The following is a 16,214-nucleotide window of genomic DNA, read 5'->3' on the forward strand; positions in this document are numbered from 1 at the left end:
CCGTAGAATTCACGCGTGGCAGGACGGATCAACGACGACGACGTGAAGGCGGTACGGGACGCGGTCCCGATCGACGCCGTCGTGTCCGAGTACCTCCAGTTGCGCAACGCGGGCGGCGGCAACCTCAAGGGCCTCTGCCCCTTCCACGACGAGAAGTCCCCGTCCTTCCAGGTCAGCCCGGCCAAGGGCCTCTTCTACTGCTTCGGCTGCCAGGAGGGCGGGGACACGGTCGACTTCGTCATGAAGATCGACCACCTCTCCTTCGCCGAGACGATCGAGCGGCTGGCCGCCCAGGCCGGCATCACCCTGCGCTACGAGGAGGGCGGCTACACCCCCGGCCGCCAGCAGGGCGAGCGCATCCGCCTCGTCGAGGCCCACAAGCACGCCGCCAAGTTCTACGCCGAGCAGCTCGGCAGCGCCGAGGCCGAGATCGGCCGGCAGTTCCTCGCGAGCCGCGGCTTCGGCCAGGAGGCCGCCGAGCACTTCGGCGTCGGCTACAGCCCCGCCGGCTGGGACCACCTCACCCGCTTCCTGCGCGGCAAGGGCTTCAGCGACAAGGAACTGATCCTCTCCGGCCTCGCCCAGGAGAGCCGCGGCGGCCGGCCCATCGACCGCTTCCGCGGCCGCCTGATGTGGCCCATCCGCGACATCACCGGCGAGGTCGTCGGCTTCGGCGCGCGCAAGCTCCGCGACGACGACAACGGCCCCAAGTACCTCAACACCCCCGAGACGCCGCTCTACCGCAAGTCGCACGTCCTCTACGGCATCGACCTCGCCAAGAAGGACATCGCCAAGACCAGCCGCGCCGTCGTCGTCGAGGGCTACACCGACGTCATGGCCTGCCACCTGGCCGGCGTCACCACCGCCATCGCCACCTGCGGCACCGCCTTCGCCGGCGACCACATCAAGATCCTCCGCAGGCTGCTGATGGACAACTCCGGCGCGAAGGTGATCTTTACCTTCGATGGTGACGCCGCCGGGCAGCGCGCGGCCCTGCGGGCCTTCGAGGACGACCAGAAGTTCGCCGCGAGCACCAAGATCGCTGTCAGTCCCGGCGGGATGGACCCGTGCGAGCTCCGCCTCGCCGACGGCGACGACGCCGTACGGCGCCTGGTCGAGGAGAGCACCCCCCTCTTCGAGTTCGCGATCCGATCCGTGGTCGCCCGGCACGCCGTCGAGGAGCCCGAGGGCCAGGCCGCCGCCCTGGAGGAGGCCGCGCCCATCGTCGCGAACATCAAGGACGGCTCCATCCGGCACCAGTACGCCGTCCGGCTCGCCGGCCTGCTGGGCATCCTCGACACCCAGTTCGTCGTCATGCGCGTGGGACAGCTGGCCCGCTGGGCGCGCGAGCGCGGGGAGCGCGGCGGCCCCCAGCAGCGCTCCGCCGTCCGGGCCGGCGCACCGGCCCCCGGGCCCGCCGCCGGATCCGCGGCGGGGCCCGACCACCACCGGACCGGCGGGCCGCAGGCCGTCCGCGGCCCCGCGCTCAACCTGCGCAGCCCCGTCGCGCTCACCGAGCGCGAACTGCTCAAGCTCGCCCTGCAGCGGCCCGAGCTCGTCGCCCCCGCCTTCGACGCCTACGGCGAGGACGAGTTCACCGCCGCGCCGTACGTCGCCGTGCGCCGCGCCGTCGAGGAGGCCGGCGGCGTCACCGGCGCCCCGGCCGACTACCTCACCCGCGTCCGGGACGCCGCCCCCGACGACACCGTCCGGGCGATGATCACCGAGCTGGCGGTCGAGGCGATCCGGCACAAGAACGTCGACGAGGTCTACGCGGGGATACAGCTCGTCCAGGTCCGGCTGCGCGCTGTCGAGCGCCGCATCCAGGAGGTCCAGGGCAGCCTCATCCGGCTGGGCAGCCGGCCGGATCCGGAGCACCTCGCCGCCGTGCAGAACGAACTGTGGGTACTGGAGCAGTACGCCCGCTCCCTGAAGGACCGCGGGGCGGCGGCCCTCTAGGACCCGTCCCCGAAGGGGGCCGGCTCCTTTGCCTGCCCCGCGGCGGCGCGCAACCCCCATGGCGCCGCCGGTCAGGCTTGTGGTGGCTGACCGCCGCTGCGGCGGATCCGAGGGAGCGGTGCTCCAGGGGCGGAGGGGCCTGGCCCCTTCATTTCCGCCGCGGCGGTGAGGAACCCCCCCCACGCAGTGGTCCGGCGGTGCCGAGCTGCCCGGAAGCGTCGTCCGGCACCGCCGGGTCCACGCCGCGGTGGCTGATCGCCGTTGCGGCGGATTCGAGGGAGCGGTGCTCCAGGGGCGTAGGGGCCTGGCCGTTCATTTCCGCCGCGGCGGCGAGGAACCCCGACGGAGTGGTCCGGCGGTGCCGAGCCGGGCGGGAGTCTCGTCCCGCACCGTTCCGTAACCGCCGGTCACGGAACGGACTCAGAAAGTGCCCGCACGCCCCTCGTGGCGGGCCCGCGTCGTGCCCCACACTGGTGGGCGGTGCCTGAGTCCTCGGACGCGGCAGGCCCGGCCGCTCGGACCCGGAACTCGGAACCCTTCGCGAAGCCGCTCCTGATCCCCGGGACGGCCGGCGGCCAGGCCGCTGCCGCCCCTCCGGCGCATGCCGCCCCGAAACCGGCAGCGATCACCTTGGAGGTCGCCCCCGTGCAGACCCGGACACCGACCAGGCTCCCCTCACGGCCCGCGGCCGCCCCGGCCCAGGGCGTCCCCCGGCAGCCCGCCGCGCCCCAGGCCGAGAGCCTCTCCGACGAGCCGCCCCTGCCGGATCCGGCGGGGGGCACCACGCCGGCCGGCGCCCCGCACGAGGCCGAGGAGACCGAGACCGAGACCGAGACCGACGCCGAGGAGACCGAAACCGCGTCCCCCCGGGCCGCGCGCGCCGAGCAGTCGGACTCCGCCCGCACCGACACCGGCGGCGGCCCGTCCTCCGACCTCTTCCGGCAGTACCTGCGCGAGATCGGCCGCATCCCGCTGCTGTCCGCCGCCGAGGAGGTGGAGCTCGCCCGCTGCGTGGAGGCCGGGCTGTTCGCGGAGGAGAAGCTCGCCGGCGCCCCGGACCTGGACTCCCAGCTCGCCCTGGACCTCGACCGCCTCGTCGTGCTGGGCCGGATGGCCAAACGGCGGCTGATCGAGGCGAACCTGCGCCTCGTCGTCTCGGTCGCCAAGCGCTACATCGGCCGCGGCCTGACCATGCTCGACCTGGTCCAGGAGGGCAACCTGGGCCTGATCAGGGCGGTCGAGAAGTTCGACTACGCCCGCGGCTACAAGTTCTCCACGTACGCTACGTGGTGGATCCGCCAGGCCATGTCGCGGGCCCTCGCCGACCAGGCCCGCACGATCCGCGTCCCGGTGCACGTCGTGGAGCTCATCAACCGCGTCGTCCGCGTCCAGCGCCGCATGCTCCAGGAGCGCGGCTACGAGCCCACGGCCGACGAGGTGGCCGCCCACCTCGACCTGACCCAGGAGCGGGTCAGCGAGGTCCTGCGGCTGGCCCAGGAGCCCGTCTCCCTGCACGCGCCCGTCGGCGAGGAGGACGATGTCGCCCTCGGCGACCTGATCGAGGACGGCGACGCGGCCTCCCCCGTCGAGTCGGCGGCCTTCCTGCTGCTGCGCGAGCACCTGGAGGCGGTTCTGTCGACGCTGGGGGAGCGCGAGCGCAAGGTGGTGCAGCTGCGGTACGGGCTGGTCGACGGCCGTCCCCGCACCCTGGAGGAGATCGGCCGCATCTTCGGCGTGACCCGCGAGCGCATCCGCCAGATCGAGTCCAAGACCCTCAACAAGCTGCGCGACCACGCCTTCGCCGACCAGCTGCGCGGCTACCTCGACTGACCGGTGGGGTGGGGCCGCCGGCTAGCCGGCGGCGTCGAACGCCCCCGGATGGGTCTGCTCGCGCACGGCCGCGTACTGCTGCCGCACCGCCTGACCCACCGGCAGGTCCTCGCCCGGCTCGAACACCTGGCTGGCCGCCGCGGGCCACAGGGGCGGCTCGTGGGGGGCCAGCGCGCCCTGCTGGACGCCCAGCGCCCAGGCGGCCTGCCGGGCCGCGCCCAGCGCCGCGTAGTCCGCCGGCTGGGGCACGACGACCTGCGTGCCGAACAGCGCGGGAGCGGCGGCCTGCACGGCGGGCAGCTCCGCCGCGGCCCCCAGCAGGAACACCCGGCGCACCTGCACCCCGCGCCCCCGCAGCACGTCCAGCGCGTCCGTGAGCCCGCACAGCATGCCCTCGAACGCCGCCCGCGCCAGGTGCTCCGGCTTCATGCTCTCGCGGCGCAGCCCCGCCAGCGTGCCCGCGGTGTGCGGCAGGTGCGGGGTCCGCTCGCCCTCCAGGTACGGCAGCATCACCAGGCCGTACGAGCCCGGGCTCGACTGCAGGGCCAGCTCCGACAGGCCCGCCAGGTCCGTGCCCAGCAGCTCCGCCGTGCCGCGCAGCACCCGCACGGCGTTGAGGGTGTGCACCACGGGCAGGTGCATGCCGGTCGCGTCCGCGTAGGAGGTGATCGTCCCGGAGGGGTCCACCAGCGCCTCGTGGTGCACGGCGAAGACCGAGCCCGAGGCGCCCAGGGAGATCACGGCGTCGCCCGGCCCCACGCCCAGCCCGAAGGCGGCCGCCATCGTCTCGCCGGTGCCGGCGGAGATCAGCAGGCCCTCGGGGGTGTGCCCGGCGGGCTCGGCGGGCGCGAGCACGTCCGGGAGCACGGCCGGGCGGCCCAGGGCCAGCTCCACCAGGTCCGGCCGCCAGGAGGCGGTCGCGGCGGACCACAGGCCGGTGCCGGAGGCGTCGCCGCGGTCGGTGGTGCGCCGCAGCGGGCGGCCGAGGAGCTGCCACACGAGCCAGTCGTGCGGCTGGAGCAGGGCGGCGATGCGCTGGGCGGACTCGGGTTCGTTGCGGGCGAGCCAGCGCAGCTTGGCGACCATCTGGCCGGGCTGCGGCACCGAGCCGACGGCCTGCGCCCAGGCGGCGCGGCCGCCGAGCGCGTCGGTCAGGTCGGCCGCGGAGGGCTGCATGCGCTTGTCGTTGCCGAGCATCGCGGGCCGCACGAGGACGCCGCCGGCGTCCAGCGCGAGCAGTCCGTTCTGCTGCGCGGAGACCCCGATGGCCTGCACGCCCTCCAGGAGGCCTCCGGCGGCGGCTTCGCCGAGGGAGATCAGCCATGCCTGGGGGTCGCCGTCGGTCGGCGGATGAGGGGCGTACCCCTGGCGGAGCACGGCCCCCGTGTCCGTATCGCAGACGACGATCCGTGTGCTCTCGGTGGAACTGTCCAAGCCCGCGACTATGCCCATGCCGAGATGATGCCAAACACCGGGGCATGCTCCGTGCGCCGGTCGGGTGTTGACCCGGCCGGACGGCGGCCGGGTCAGGGGCTCACGGCCGGGTCAGGTGTTACTGGTGCCCCAGTCGTCCTCGGAGCCCTGTCCCCGCTCGCGCAGCGACCGCACCCGCTCGCTCACCGAATCCGGCAGCCGGTCGCCCACCTTCGCGAAGGCCCGGGAGCCCATGGCCCTGCCGTTCTGGGCGGCGGACTCGACCGTATTGCGGACCGCGGGGTTCTGGGCGATCTGCCGGGCGCCCTTGCGCAGCTGCTCGTACCGCTCGCGGCCGGCCCGTGCGCCCAGTACGTACCCGACGGCTGCCCCGATCATGAACGTCAGCCGGTAGCGCATCCCGCTCCACCCTTCCCTCGGACGCTGTGGTCGCCGCCTACCCGCCGGGTGCGAAGGTCACTCCCGGGGAACCGATTGGCGGAGCACCCCCCTGCTTGCGCTAATGTATGTCTCGCAGCGAGCGCACGCCGCCCGGAAGCCCGGGCAGCACCGCATTCGTGGCAAACGCAGCAGTCCCCTGTAGCTCAATTGGCAGAGCAGCCGGCTGTTAACCGGCAGGTTACTGGTTCGAGTCCAGTCGGGGGAGCGCGATCCTCTGTAGCTCAATTGGCAGAGCAGCCGGCTGTTAACCGGCAGGTTACTGGTTCGAGTCCAGTCGGAGGAGCAAGCGATCGAGGACCCCTTCGGGGGTCCTTTTTCGTATCCGGACCCTTCCGGAGGGAACCGCCCCGCCGTGATCGAAGTCCTCATGGTCAGGTAGGTCACGCAATACGCCCCCTCAGGGGCAGCAGATCGTATGAGCGGCTATGCTGCGGCAGACGGCGCGCACAGATGTGCGCGACGCGCCGTGAACGGGGCGGTAGCTCAGCCGGTTAGAGCAGCGGACTCATAATCCGTCGGCCGTGGGTTCGAGTCCCACCCGCCCCACACGCGTGACGTTGGTGCAGAAACGATGCGACCAGCGTTTTCGATGCCCCGCCCGGTTCCGGACAGGAACGACCCGGCGGGGCTTCGTGCTGTCGGGGGCCGGGCGGCGCACGTCTTCGGCCACGCCGTCCGTCTGCCCCGCCCGGGCACGGGTATGCGTCGGAATACGGCCCGGCTTCATCCTGTTGGCGCTGCTGGGCCGGTCCGACGGTCACCCGACGCGACAGCGGAAGCAGGTAGCGACGCATGAGCAGCAGCACGGTGGAGCTCACCAAGGACAACTTCGACGAGGTCGTCTCCGGCAGCGGATTCGTCCTCATCGACTTCTGGGCGTCGTGGTGCGGCCCCTGCCGGCAGTTCGCGCCGGTGTACGAGGGGGCCGCGGAGCGTCACGGAGACCTGGTCTTCGCCAAGGTCGACACCGAGGCCCAGCCCGAGCTCGCGGCGGCGTTCGAGATCCGGTCGATCCCCACGCTGATGATCGTGCGGGACAACATCGCGGTCTACGCCCAGCCGGGCGCCCTGCCGGAGGCCGCCCTGGAGGACGTCATCCGCCAGGCCCGCGCGCTCGACATGGACGAGGTGCGCGCCTCCGTCGCCGAGGAGCAGGCCAAGGCCGGGCGGGCCGCGCAGGGCGAGGGGCAGTCCGCCGGTGAGTGAGCTGCTGCTGGTCCGTCACGGCGAGACCGAGTGGAGCCGTGACGGCCGGCACACCGGCTTCACGGACGTGGCCCTGACCGGGCGCGGCGAGCGCCAGGCGGAGGCCCTGCGGCCGCTGCTGGCGGGCCGCACGGTCGCGAAGATGCTGGTGAGCCCCATGAAGCGGGCCCTGCGCACGGCCGAGCTCGCCGGGCTGGACGGCGCCGAGGCCGACCCCGACCTCCACGAGTGGGACTACGGCGGCTACGAGGGCGTGACGACCGCGGAGATCCACCGCACCCGCCCCGGCTGGTACCTGTGGGACGACGGGGTCGTCCCCGGGCCGCCGGAGCACCCGGGGGAGACGCCCGCGGAGGTCGGCGCCCGCGCCGACCGCGTCCTCGCGCGCGTCGCGCCCTGGCTGGACGGGGACCGCGGGGACGAGGGCGACGTGGTGCTGGTGGCGCACGGCCACTTCCTGCGCGTGCTGACCGCCCGTAGGCTCGGCCTGCCGCCGGCCGCGGGCGCGCTCTTCCGCCTCGACACCGCCACCCTCAGCCGGATCGGCACCGAACACGGCCGCCCGGCGCTCGTGGCCTGGAACCAGCCGTCGGCGTGATCCGTTGCAGGACCGGCGGAGCGTGTCGGAACCGGGGCCGCGGCCACCGTGGACCGATGATCGGGGCGGACCGGAAGGGCCGGTGACGCCCCGGTCCCCGTACGACCGCCTTCGTACGACCGATTTCTGTGGAGGGATGTATTCGTGGCCACCACCCGCACCGCGCACACCGTCTGGGAAGGTGAGCTGCTCAAGGGCAGCGGCACCGTCACCTTCGACTCGTCCGGCATCGGCTCCCAGCCGGTGTCGTGGCCGTCGCGCGCCGAGCAGGCCAACGGCAAGACCAGCCCCGAGGAGCTCATCGCGGCCGCGCACTCCAGCTGCTTCTCCATGGCCCTCTCGCACGGCCTGACGGGCGCGGGCAACCCGCCCGCCCGCCTGGAGACCAAGGCCGACGTCACGTTCCAGCCGGGCGAGGGCATCACCGGCATCCACCTCACCGTCCGCGGCGAGGTGCCGGGCCTGGACGCGGCGGGCTTCCAGGAGGCCGCCGAGGGCGCCAAGAAGAACTGCCCGGTCAGCCAGGCCCTCACGGGCACGACGATCACGCTGACGGCCGAGCTGGTCTGACGCCTGCCTTTCGCGCCCCGCGGCCCTGACGTCGTATCGCCTACGACGTCAGGGCCGCGTAGACGATCAGGTTCCGCACCGGGTGCCCGTCCGCGTCGAGGCTCCCCGTGCAGGTGACCAGGCGCAGTGCCCGCTCCTTCGTCTCCCCGTAGACCTTCTGCGTGGGGAAGGCGGACTTGTCGACCGTCTCCTTCCCGGTGACGGAGAAGCGCAGCACCTTGCCGTCGCCCCGCCGGACGTCGACGACGGTCCCCTTGTCCACCTTCCCGAGGTCGTGGAAGACGGCCTTGCCGTCGCGGGTGTCGTTGTGGCCGATGAGGACGGCGGCGCCGGGCTCGCCGGGCGTCGCGCCGCCGGTGTACCAGCCGGCGGTCATGCCCTTCTCCGGCGGCGGCACCTGCACGGTGCCGTCGCCGTTCTTGCCGAGGCGCAGCAGGGCGCTGTCCACGCCTATGGACGGGATCGAGACGCGGGCGGGCTCCTCGGCCGAGGCCGGGGTGCCGCTGGCGGCCGTGCTGCCCTCCGTGCCCGACGAGCAGCCGGTGAGCAGGGCCGGGACGAGCACGGTGGGCAGCAGCAGGGCCGCGAGGGCGGGCCCGAGGGCGGGAAGGCGCGCACGGCGCGTACGGGGTGCACACGGCGTACGAGGTGCACGGGGTGTACGGGGCATCGGGCATCCAACCGGGCGTGGGGGGAGGGAACGCTGCCCACGCTAGGGACGGCCGCGGCGTCCCGGCTTCGGGTGAACGGCCAGTTCTGCCTCCCCCGGAAGGAGGAGACGCACCCCCGCCCGGTGGTGGCCCCCGGCTCCTCAGACGAACCGCTGCAGCAGCCCCCACATGAACTCGGCCGTGTACTCGCGCCGGTTCCCGGAGGCGTCCGGCGCCGTGAAGACGAGCCGCCAGAGGGCGGGGCCCGTGCCCTCCAGAGGCCGGGCGGGGGCGAAGGCGCGCGCCACCTCGTCCACGGTGCACGACCAGGGCTTCAGGTCCTCCACCGTCCGCAGCGCGGGTGCGGGCGCCCCCGGGGCGCGGACCAGCCACTCGTTCCAGACCGCGCCACCGGGCGCCGTCAGCACCTCGAACCGCAGGTCCGGCCAGAGCGGCACCCGCCACGTCGCCGCCTCGAACGTCAGCTCGCCCACGTGCCGCTCGCCGGTGGCCTCGGGCGGGCCGAGCACCGAGCGGTGGTGCGGGCCCGCTCCGCGCCGCCCGGGGGCCCGCAGCGCGGCCTGCCAGCGGCGGTTGGCCTCCCGCATCCTGCTCCGGTCGACGCCGAGCTCGCGCAGGGCGTCCTCGACCAGGCCGGGCTGGTGGTCGGCCATCCGCCGCAGGAGGACGAGCTGGAAGCCGAGGGGGCCGAAAGCGTCCCAGGCGCCGGGGGTACCGGGAGTGCGGGGGCGGCCGGGACCGGTGGGGCGGCCGGTGCCGCCGCCGGACCGGCCGAAGGCGCCGGGAGTGCCGGACCGCCGGCCCGGCTCGGACGGGGAGTCGGAGGCTGGGTGCATGGGGGCCATCGTCGCGCACCCGGCGGCGGGCCGGGGCGGGGCTCCGCGGACACCTCCCGCTCACTAAGGTCGGGGTGAGTGATCACCGGCGTACGGAGGCTCTGATGTCCGGCTCGAAGGCCCCGCAGGTCGGCGGCCCCGCCCCGCTCCTGCGGCTGCGCGGAGTCAGCCGCACCTACGGGGAGAGGACGGCCCTGCACCCGCTCGACCTCGACCTGGAGCCGGGGACCTGCACCGCCCTCTTCGGCCACAACGGATCGGGCAAGTCCACGCTGCTGCGCATAGCCGCCGGCCGGGACGAGCCCACCGCCGGCACCGCGCGGTTCGCGGGCCGCAAGGTCTCCGAGGACGACCCGGAGGTGCGGGCCAGGGTCGCGGTCGTGGGCGACACCGTCGCCACCTACCCGGACCTGACCGTGCGCGAGCACCTCGAACTCGTCACCGTCGCCCACGCCGTGGAGGACGCCGGCGCCTGGATCGACCACGTGCTCGCCGACCGCCGGCTGTCCGACCACGCGCAGGCCCTGCCCGGCTCGCTCTCCTCCGGCCAGCTCCAGTCCCTGCTGCTGGCCGCGGCGCTCGTCCGCCCCCGCGACCTGCTCGTCCTGGACGAGCCCGAGCAGCGGCTCGACCCGGACGCCCGGGTCCGCCTCGCGGAGCTGCTGAACGGCGAGAAGCGCGACGGCGTGGCCGTCCTGCTGGCGACCCACCAGGCCGACCTGGCGGAGTCCGTAGCGGACCGGATGATCGCCCTGGAGGACGGCCGGGTGATCGCCGAGGGCCCGCCGGCGGAGGTCCTGGCCGGGCTGGGGCTGCGCGGATGAGCGGCGGGGCGCCGGGCGGGACCCCGGCCACCGGCGAGGGCGGCGGGGCCCGCGCCGACACCGACACCGACATCGACACCGACACCGACATCGACACCGACATCGACACCGACGTGGACCCCGGCACTGATGCCGACATCGACACCGGCGAGCCCACCTGGACCGAGGAGGAGGACGACCGCACTGCCGAGACGCTGGCCTGGCTGCGCGAGAAGCGCAAGGCCCACCGCCGGCAGAAGGGCCGAGACCTCGCCGTCTTCCTCTACTCGGTCGTGCTCATCGCCGCGGGCTACGGCAGCGCCTACGCCGTCCACTTCCTGCAGCGGGCCCGGCTGGGCGCGGACTACGGCGGCCTCGGCGAGCGCGTCCAGGACACGCTGCCCGCCCTGTTCACCCTCCTGACCGCCGCACTGGCCCTGCTCGCGGCGCGCGACGCCCTGTGGCGCGGCCCCGTCGTCGTCCCCGCCCCCTCGGTCGGCTGGCTGCTCGCACAGCCCGTGCGCCGCGCGGCCGTCCTGCGCCCGTGGTTCCGGCTGTCGGCCGGGGTCGCCGTCGTCCCGGCGCTGGTGGTGGCGGTCGCAGCGGCCGTCGTCCTGCGCGTCATGGACCTGGCCCCGCTCGTCACGGCGCTGCTCGCGCTCCTTCCGGCCGCGGTGTGCCTGCCGCTGCTGGCCGTGGCGGTGGGCATGGCGGTGGAGCACCGGGCCGGGCTCGCGCGTCTCGTACGCCGGTTCACGCCCCTGGCCGTCCTCGTGCTGATGCTGCTCGCGGGACAGGTCGCGGGCGCGGCGTACGGGCACCGGAGCGCGGTGCTGGAGCAGGTGGAGCTGTGGTCCGGGCCGTGGGGCTGGGCCGCCCAGCCCGTCGTCTCCGTGACCGGCGGCCCCGCGCCCGCCTGGCCGGCCGCGGTGGCCCTGCTGGTGCTGCTGGCGGCCGCGGGCCTGGTGCAGGGGCACCGGGACGCCGGGCGCGTGCCCACGACCCAGCTGCGGCGGCGTGCGGCGACCGCCCAGACGGTCTCCTCGGTGATGTACTCGGTGGAGCTGCGGGCCGCCAAGCTGGCCCTCATGGACGCCACGGGCACCGGCGGCGCCCGCCGGGTCCGGCTGCCGCGTCCGCGCAGCAAGTACCTCGTGGTGGTGTGGCGGGACCTGCTGTCCCTGCTGCGGGCGCCGGCACGCCCGGCGAAGGCCCTGATGTGGATGGTGTGCGCCACGGCGACGGCCGCCCTGGGGCTGCAGTTCGGCGGGCCGGAACGCGTGATCGGCCTCGTCGCCGCGCTGCTGCTCGGCTACGTCGGCGTGGGTGCGCTCGCCGAGCCGGCCCGGCTGGAGACGGACGACGTGCGGCGCGCGGCCTGGTCCCCGTTCCGCTTCCGCACGCTGATGCTCCAGCACGCGGTGGTGCCGACGGTGCTGGGCGCCCTGATGGCGCTGCTCGCGGCGGTGCCGTTCGCGGTGGCGGGGGCGCCCTGGGCGCTGCTGCTGATGCCGGTGTGCGCGGTGCCGTTCGCGGCGGCGGCGGTCTTCGCGGCGTGCCGGGGCCCGGTCCGTACGCACCTGATGGCCACCGGCGTCAGCACGCCGATGGGCGACCCCGGCGTGATCCTCTTCCTCGGCTGGTACGCGGCGGGTCCGCTGGTATCGGTGGGCGGCCTGGGAATCGCCCTGCACAGGGTGCTGGGGCGGGCGCATCTCGACGCGGGGGCCGTGGCCGACGTGACCGCCGTGGCAGCGGTGCTGACGGCAGCCCTGCTCGCCTTCACGACGCGGTCGGCGGACCGGCTGGTCCGGCACTGACACACGAGCCGCCACCGACACAGGAGCCGACGCGGAGGCGGCGCGGCGGCGGCCGGCCCGGTCCGCCTCCGCACTCAGCCGCCGGTGACGCCGTCCACCCGCTCCTGGGTGACGACGGGTGCTGTCCACGTCATCCGGCGATCACGCCCGGGCCCGTACGGCCGCGCCAGCCCTTCCTCGGCCGTCCGGGCCCTCAGCCGCCCGAGCCCTCGGGTTCCGGCTTGAGTACCACGAAGTCGGCTCCTGCCGGGTCCAGGCAGATGGCCAGCCGGCCGATGCCCTCCGCGTCCTCCGGGCCCATCTGTACCGTGCCGCCGCCCTCGACGACCTTCGCGACCGTCGCGTCGCAGGCCTCGGTGGTGAAGACCGGGTGCCAGTAGGGGCGGCCGCCGTTCAGGGCGAGGTGCTCGGAGGGGAGCTGCATCAGGCCGCCGTGCATCAGGTCCTTGTCCCCGCCTTCCGGGGTGAGCAGGGTGTACGTCCCTCCGCCGCCCGGGAGCGGCATGTCCTCCGCGGTCCAGCCGAAGACCGCGCCGTAGAACTCCTGCGCCGCCGCCGCGTCGGTGGTGTACAGCTCGGTCCAGGACAGGGTGCCGGGGGTGTCGGCCGCCTCCAGGCCGGGGTAGGTGCCGGGCTGGAAGACGGCGAACTGGCCGCCCTGGGGGTCGGTGAACTGGGCCATCCGGCCCTCGCCCTCGCCGGGGCCCATCGGCGGCACCCGCACCGTGCCGCCCGCCCGCTCGACCGCCCCGGCCGTGGCGTCCGCGTCGGCCGTCCCGAAATAGATCATCCAGGCCGAGCGGGCGCCCTCCTCGGTGAGCGGGCCGATGCCGGCGACGGACTTGCCGCCGAGCCGGAAGACGCCGTAGTCACCCGCCTCCTCGCCGTGGGACTGGAACTCCCAGCCGAACACCGATCCGTAGAAGGCGGCCGCGGCCGGGACGTCGGGGGCGCCGAGGTCGAGCCAGGAGGGGGAGCCGGGGACAAAGTCGGTGGTGATCATGGAGGTGATCTCCCTTCGCGGGTCCTTTGCGAAGCCAGCGTGACACCCGCCACTGACAACCGCCCGTCGGCACAGCTCACCCGGGTCGCCCGGTTCGAGCCGTCCCCCGCGGGCGGCCGCGGCACCCCGGCGCCGGGGCTAGTCCCCGCCGTCCTGGTGCGCCCGCAGCCCGACCCCGATGATCCCGTCCCAGTACGTCAGCTCCTCCACGAGCGGGTACGCCGGGCCCTTGCCCTCCAGGCTCAGCACCACCCCCGCCTCCTTGGCCCGGCCCCGCTCGCGGCCGTCCGCCGGCTGCTCCGGCTCGATGTGCACGTCCGTGACCCGGAAGCCGCGCTTCGTGCACAGCTCCAGTATTCGCGCCAGCAACCCCCTACGGGTGCGGTACGACAGGTGCAGCTCGACCCGGTCGCCGGGTATGAGGGCCATGCGCCGGGTGATCACGGGGAAGCCGCGCACCACCAGGAAGTGCACCAGGGTCGCCGCGACGCCGAGCAGCGGCAGGCCCCCGCCGCAGGCCATGCCCAGCGCGCAGGTCAGCCATATCGTGGCCGCCGTCGTCAGGCCGCGCACCGCGTCGCGGCGCACGAAGATCAGGCCGCCGCCGATGAAGCCGATGCCGGAGACGATCTGGGCGGCCACGCGCGAGGGGTCCTGGCGCACGCCGACGAGGTCGGCCACGGCGCCGAAGCCGTGGATCGAGACCTCCATGAACAGCGCGCTGCCCACCCCGACGAGGGTGTGGGTGCGCAGCCCGGCGCTCTTCTGCTGTAACTCGCGCTCCAGGCCGATGAGCGAGGAGAGCAGCAGCGCGATGCCCAACTCGGCGAACTGCCGCGCACCTTGACCGGACGGATCGAACAGGGGAGCCGCAATGTGCTGCACGGTGTTCATGCCTCATTGTGGCTTGAAATCCCCTGGTCCAGAAGGGAGTTGACATCCCACTACCGTACGGCCAGGCGCAGTGGATACCTTCCGGCTCATGAATCCCATGAGACTTGGCGGAATACCCCTCGGTGCGGCGCTCGGCGCCGCCCTTCTCGCCGCCTCCGCGGCCGCCCCGCCCGCCACCGCCGCCCCGGCTCCCGCCACCGCCCCCGCCGGGCGGCAGGCCCTCACCGCCGAGGAGCAGCGCCTGTCCGGCCCCGTGCCGCAGGAGATCCTGCGCCGCGGCGGTTTCGCGGACGCGGCCCCGGACTTCGCCGCCGCCCTGGCCCGTACGCGCACGCTGCCGCAGGCGCAGCGGCTGGCGACGGCCGAGGGGCAGCGGCTGTGGCGGCGGGCCGTGGACCGGGCGCAGGGCCGCGGGCCGGGCCCGGAGCGCGCCGGTGACCTGAGCCGCGACGACGACCGCCCGCTGTACTGGGCGCGGCTCGGCATGACCCGCGCCCTACAGGAATGGAAGCCCGCCTTCCGGCTGTCCGGGCCGCAGCGCGCCGAGCTCACCGGCCGCGTGGAGCGCTCCTCGCGCGGCCAGGACTCCATCGACCTCCCCGCCGGAGAGCAGGTCAGGCGCGTCCTCATCACCGGCTTCGACCCGTTCCAGCTCGACGACGACCCCCGCCGCTCCAACCCCTCCGGCGCGGCCGCGCTCGCCCTGGACGGCACGACGATCGACACCCCGGCCGGCCCGGCACGCATCGAGGCCGCCGTCTTCCCCGTCCGCTGGGCGGACTTCGCCGACGGCACGGTGGAACGGACGCTGCTGCCCCACTTCCGGCCGGGCCCCCGCCGGGTGGACGTCTTCACCACGATCAGCCAGGGCCGCCCCGGCCGCTTCGACGTCGAGCGCACCAACGGCGCCTGGCGCGGCGGCCACCCGGACAACGCGAACGTCTCCCGCACGGGGACCGTGCCGGTGCCGCCCGGCGTCCCGACCGTGCACCCGCAGCCGCAGTGGACGTCCACCGGCCTCCCGTACGCGGCGATCACCGCGGCCGCCACCGGCCCGTTCGCCGTGCACGACAACACCGAGGTCACCGAGATCCCGGCGGGCGCCACCGAGCCCGTCGACCGGCCGGACGGGCCGACCCCGGGCTCGACCGCCCGCGCGGGCGGCGGAGGCGACTACCTCTCCAACGAGATCGCCTACCGGGCGACCCTGCTGCGCGACGCGGTGCGCCTGGGCGTGCCGGGCGGGCACCTGCACACCCCGGTGCTGCAGTTCGGCCGGGGCAACGAGGATCCGGCGACCGGCACCGTCACCGACCCCGGGTTCGTGCGCAACCGGCTCGCGATCGTCGCGCAGGTGCGGTCGATCACAGGGGTGGCCGCCGCGGCCGGCCGGACGCCATGATGGACGGATGATCATCGCCGCAGCTCAGTTCACCGCCCGGCCGTGCGACATCGAAGCGAACGCGGCCCGCATGGCCGCGTTCGTCACCGAGGCGGGGGAGCGCGGCGCCGCGCTCGTCGTCTTCGCCGAACTCGCCGCCACCGGCTACGAACTGGACGCGATCACCGGCGGGGGCGACCGGCTGGTCATGGAGCCCGGCGACCCGCGGCTCGCCCCCGTGCGGGACGCGTGCCGCACGGCGGGCGTCGCGGCCGTGGTCAACTGCGCGGGGCGGAGCGCCGCCGGCACGACGATCACCAGCTACGTCTACGGCCCGGACGGCGCCCTCCTCACCCGCTACGACAAGGTGCACGTGACGGACACGGAGCGGGCCGCGGGCTTCGCGGCGGGCACGGGAGAGGGCCGGTTCACGCTGCACGGCGTCCGCTTCGCGCACGTCATCTGCTACGACGCCCACTTCCCCGAGTGCGCGGCCCGCGCCGCCGCCGACGGGTGCAGCGTGCTGCTCGCCAGTTCGCTGTACGGGCGGGGCGGCGGCGCACAGGAGCGGAGGGAGATCTTCCCCGCGCTGGCGAAGGCCGGCGGTCTCCACGTCCTGCTCGCCAACCACTGCGGTCCGTCGGGCCCGTACGAGGCCTGCGGCCTCAGCGCGGTGTGGGCGCCGGACGGCTCCGTCCTCGCGGAGGGCTCGGCCACGGAGGCCGAGGTGGTGCCGGCCGGGCTGACCCTCGGGTGAGCACCTGCTGC

General features: G+C 74.6%; 15 protein-coding genes and 3 tRNA genes. 12 read left to right on the plus strand and 6 right to left on the minus strand.

Annotation, left to right across the window (positions count from 1 at the left end; all coding sequences use genetic code 11):
* Nucleotides 1-15 precede the first annotated feature (15 nt).
* Both dnaG and ACFPP6_RS04185 read left to right on the plus strand, forming a co-directional pair.
* Complete coding sequence (gene dnaG / locus ACFPP6_RS04180; protein WP_382037334.1) at nucleotides 16-1,959, plus strand: DNA primase; 1,944 nt, start codon at nucleotides 16-18, stop codon at nucleotides 1,957-1,959.
* Between the two features lie 480 nt (nucleotides 1,960-2,439).
* Nucleotides 2,440-3,789 carry an RNA polymerase sigma factor gene (locus ACFPP6_RS04185; protein ID WP_382037336.1) on the plus strand — a complete coding sequence of 450 codons (1,350 nt, stop codon included), beginning with the start codon at nucleotides 2,440-2,442 and terminating at the stop codon, nucleotides 3,787-3,789.
* A 21-nt stretch (nucleotides 3,790-3,810) separates the two neighbouring features.
* Here the strand turns inward: ACFPP6_RS04185 and ACFPP6_RS04190 are convergent, their stop codons facing one another.
* Entirely contained in the window at nucleotides 3,811-5,241 is a 1,431-nt protein-coding gene (locus tag ACFPP6_RS04190) for an FGGY family carbohydrate kinase (protein ID WP_336010018.1), read from the minus strand.
* A gap of 93 nt (nucleotides 5,242-5,334) precedes the next feature.
* On the minus strand, nucleotides 5,335-5,622 hold the full coding sequence (locus tag ACFPP6_RS04195) for a YtxH domain-containing protein (RefSeq protein WP_382037338.1): 288 nt from the start codon (nucleotides 5,620-5,622) through the stop codon (nucleotides 5,335-5,337).
* 174 nt (nucleotides 5,623-5,796) lie between these two features.
* Here ACFPP6_RS04195 and ACFPP6_RS04200 point away from each other — a divergent pair.
* From ACFPP6_RS04200 to ACFPP6_RS04225, 6 genes are all read left to right on the plus strand, one after another.
* Nucleotides 5,797-5,869: transfer RNA gene (locus ACFPP6_RS04200), tRNA-Asn, on the plus strand.
* Between the two features lie 5 nt (nucleotides 5,870-5,874).
* Nucleotides 5,875-5,947 (plus strand) — tRNA-Asn (locus ACFPP6_RS04205).
* Between the two features lie 189 nt (nucleotides 5,948-6,136).
* Nucleotides 6,137-6,210 (plus strand) — tRNA-Ile (locus ACFPP6_RS04210).
* A gap of 246 nt (nucleotides 6,211-6,456) precedes the next feature.
* Entirely contained in the window at nucleotides 6,457-6,870 is a 414-nt protein-coding gene (trxA, locus tag ACFPP6_RS04215) for a thioredoxin (protein WP_382037340.1), read from the plus strand.
* The gene (locus ACFPP6_RS04220) at nucleotides 6,863-7,468 is read left to right on the plus strand and encodes a histidine phosphatase family protein (protein ID WP_382037342.1); all 606 of its coding nucleotides are present in this window, start codon (nucleotides 6,863-6,865) and stop codon (nucleotides 7,466-7,468) included. Before trxA ends, ACFPP6_RS04220 begins: the two co-directional genes overlap by 8 nt.
* A 144-nt stretch (nucleotides 7,469-7,612) precedes the next feature.
* Nucleotides 7,613-8,038, plus strand: a complete 426-nt coding sequence (locus ACFPP6_RS04225; protein ID WP_382037344.1) for an OsmC family protein — start codon at nucleotides 7,613-7,615, stop codon at nucleotides 8,036-8,038.
* 40 nt (nucleotides 8,039-8,078) lie between these two features.
* On the opposite strand, the gene ACFPP6_RS04230 is transcribed toward ACFPP6_RS04225, so the two are convergent.
* Both ACFPP6_RS04230 and ACFPP6_RS04235 read right to left on the minus strand, forming a co-directional pair.
* Nucleotides 8,079-8,708, minus strand: a complete 630-nt coding sequence (locus ACFPP6_RS04230; protein WP_382037346.1) for a class F sortase — start codon at nucleotides 8,706-8,708, stop codon at nucleotides 8,079-8,081.
* Between the two features lie 141 nt (nucleotides 8,709-8,849).
* Nucleotides 8,850-9,554, minus strand: coding sequence for a hypothetical protein (locus ACFPP6_RS04235; RefSeq protein WP_382037347.1), 705 nt, complete (start codon nucleotides 9,552-9,554; stop codon nucleotides 8,850-8,852).
* Nucleotides 9,555-9,649: 95 nt separating this feature from the next.
* Between ACFPP6_RS04235 and ACFPP6_RS04240 the strand changes: the two genes are divergently transcribed.
* Entirely contained in the window at nucleotides 9,650-10,369 is a 720-nt protein-coding gene (locus ACFPP6_RS04240) for an ABC transporter ATP-binding protein (protein ID WP_382037349.1), read from the plus strand.
* Nucleotides 10,366-12,168: a hypothetical protein gene (locus ACFPP6_RS04245; protein ID WP_382037351.1), complete on the plus strand. Its 1,803-nt coding sequence runs from the start codon at nucleotides 10,366-10,368 to the stop codon at nucleotides 12,166-12,168. The genes ACFPP6_RS04240 and ACFPP6_RS04245 overlap by 4 nt, the downstream gene beginning before the upstream one ends.
* Before the next feature lie 193 nt (nucleotides 12,169-12,361).
* Here ACFPP6_RS04245 and ACFPP6_RS04250 read toward each other — a convergent pair whose 3' ends face one another.
* Nucleotides 12,362-13,171 carry a VOC family protein gene (locus ACFPP6_RS04250; RefSeq protein ID WP_382037353.1) on the minus strand — a complete coding sequence of 270 codons (810 nt, stop codon included), beginning with the start codon at nucleotides 13,169-13,171 and terminating at the stop codon, nucleotides 12,362-12,364.
* 138 nt (nucleotides 13,172-13,309) lie between these two features.
* Entirely contained in the window at nucleotides 13,310-14,056 is a 747-nt protein-coding gene (locus ACFPP6_RS04255) for an MgtC/SapB family protein (RefSeq protein ID WP_382037713.1), read from the minus strand.
* A 97-nt stretch (nucleotides 14,057-14,153) separates the two neighbouring features.
* Here ACFPP6_RS04255 and ACFPP6_RS04260 point away from each other — a divergent pair, with 97 nt between their 5' ends.
* Both ACFPP6_RS04260 and ACFPP6_RS04265 read left to right on the plus strand, forming a co-directional pair.
* The gene (locus tag ACFPP6_RS04260) at nucleotides 14,154-15,467 is read left to right on the plus strand and encodes a pyroglutamyl peptidase (RefSeq protein WP_382037355.1); all 1,314 of its coding nucleotides are present in this window, start codon (nucleotides 14,154-14,156) and stop codon (nucleotides 15,465-15,467) included.
* 7 nt (nucleotides 15,468-15,474) lie between these two features.
* A complete protein-coding gene (locus ACFPP6_RS04265; RefSeq protein ID WP_382037357.1) occupies nucleotides 15,475-16,203 on the plus strand; it encodes a carbon-nitrogen hydrolase family protein in 729 nt (242 codons plus the stop codon).
* The last annotated feature ends 11 nt before the right edge of the window (nucleotides 16,204-16,214 follow it).

The sequence above is a fragment of the Streptomyces aureoversilis genome, from assembly GCF_042657885.1.
In the GTDB taxonomy this organism is placed as follows: Bacteria; Actinomycetota; Actinomycetes; order Streptomycetales; family Streptomycetaceae; genus Streptomyces; species Streptomyces aureoversilis.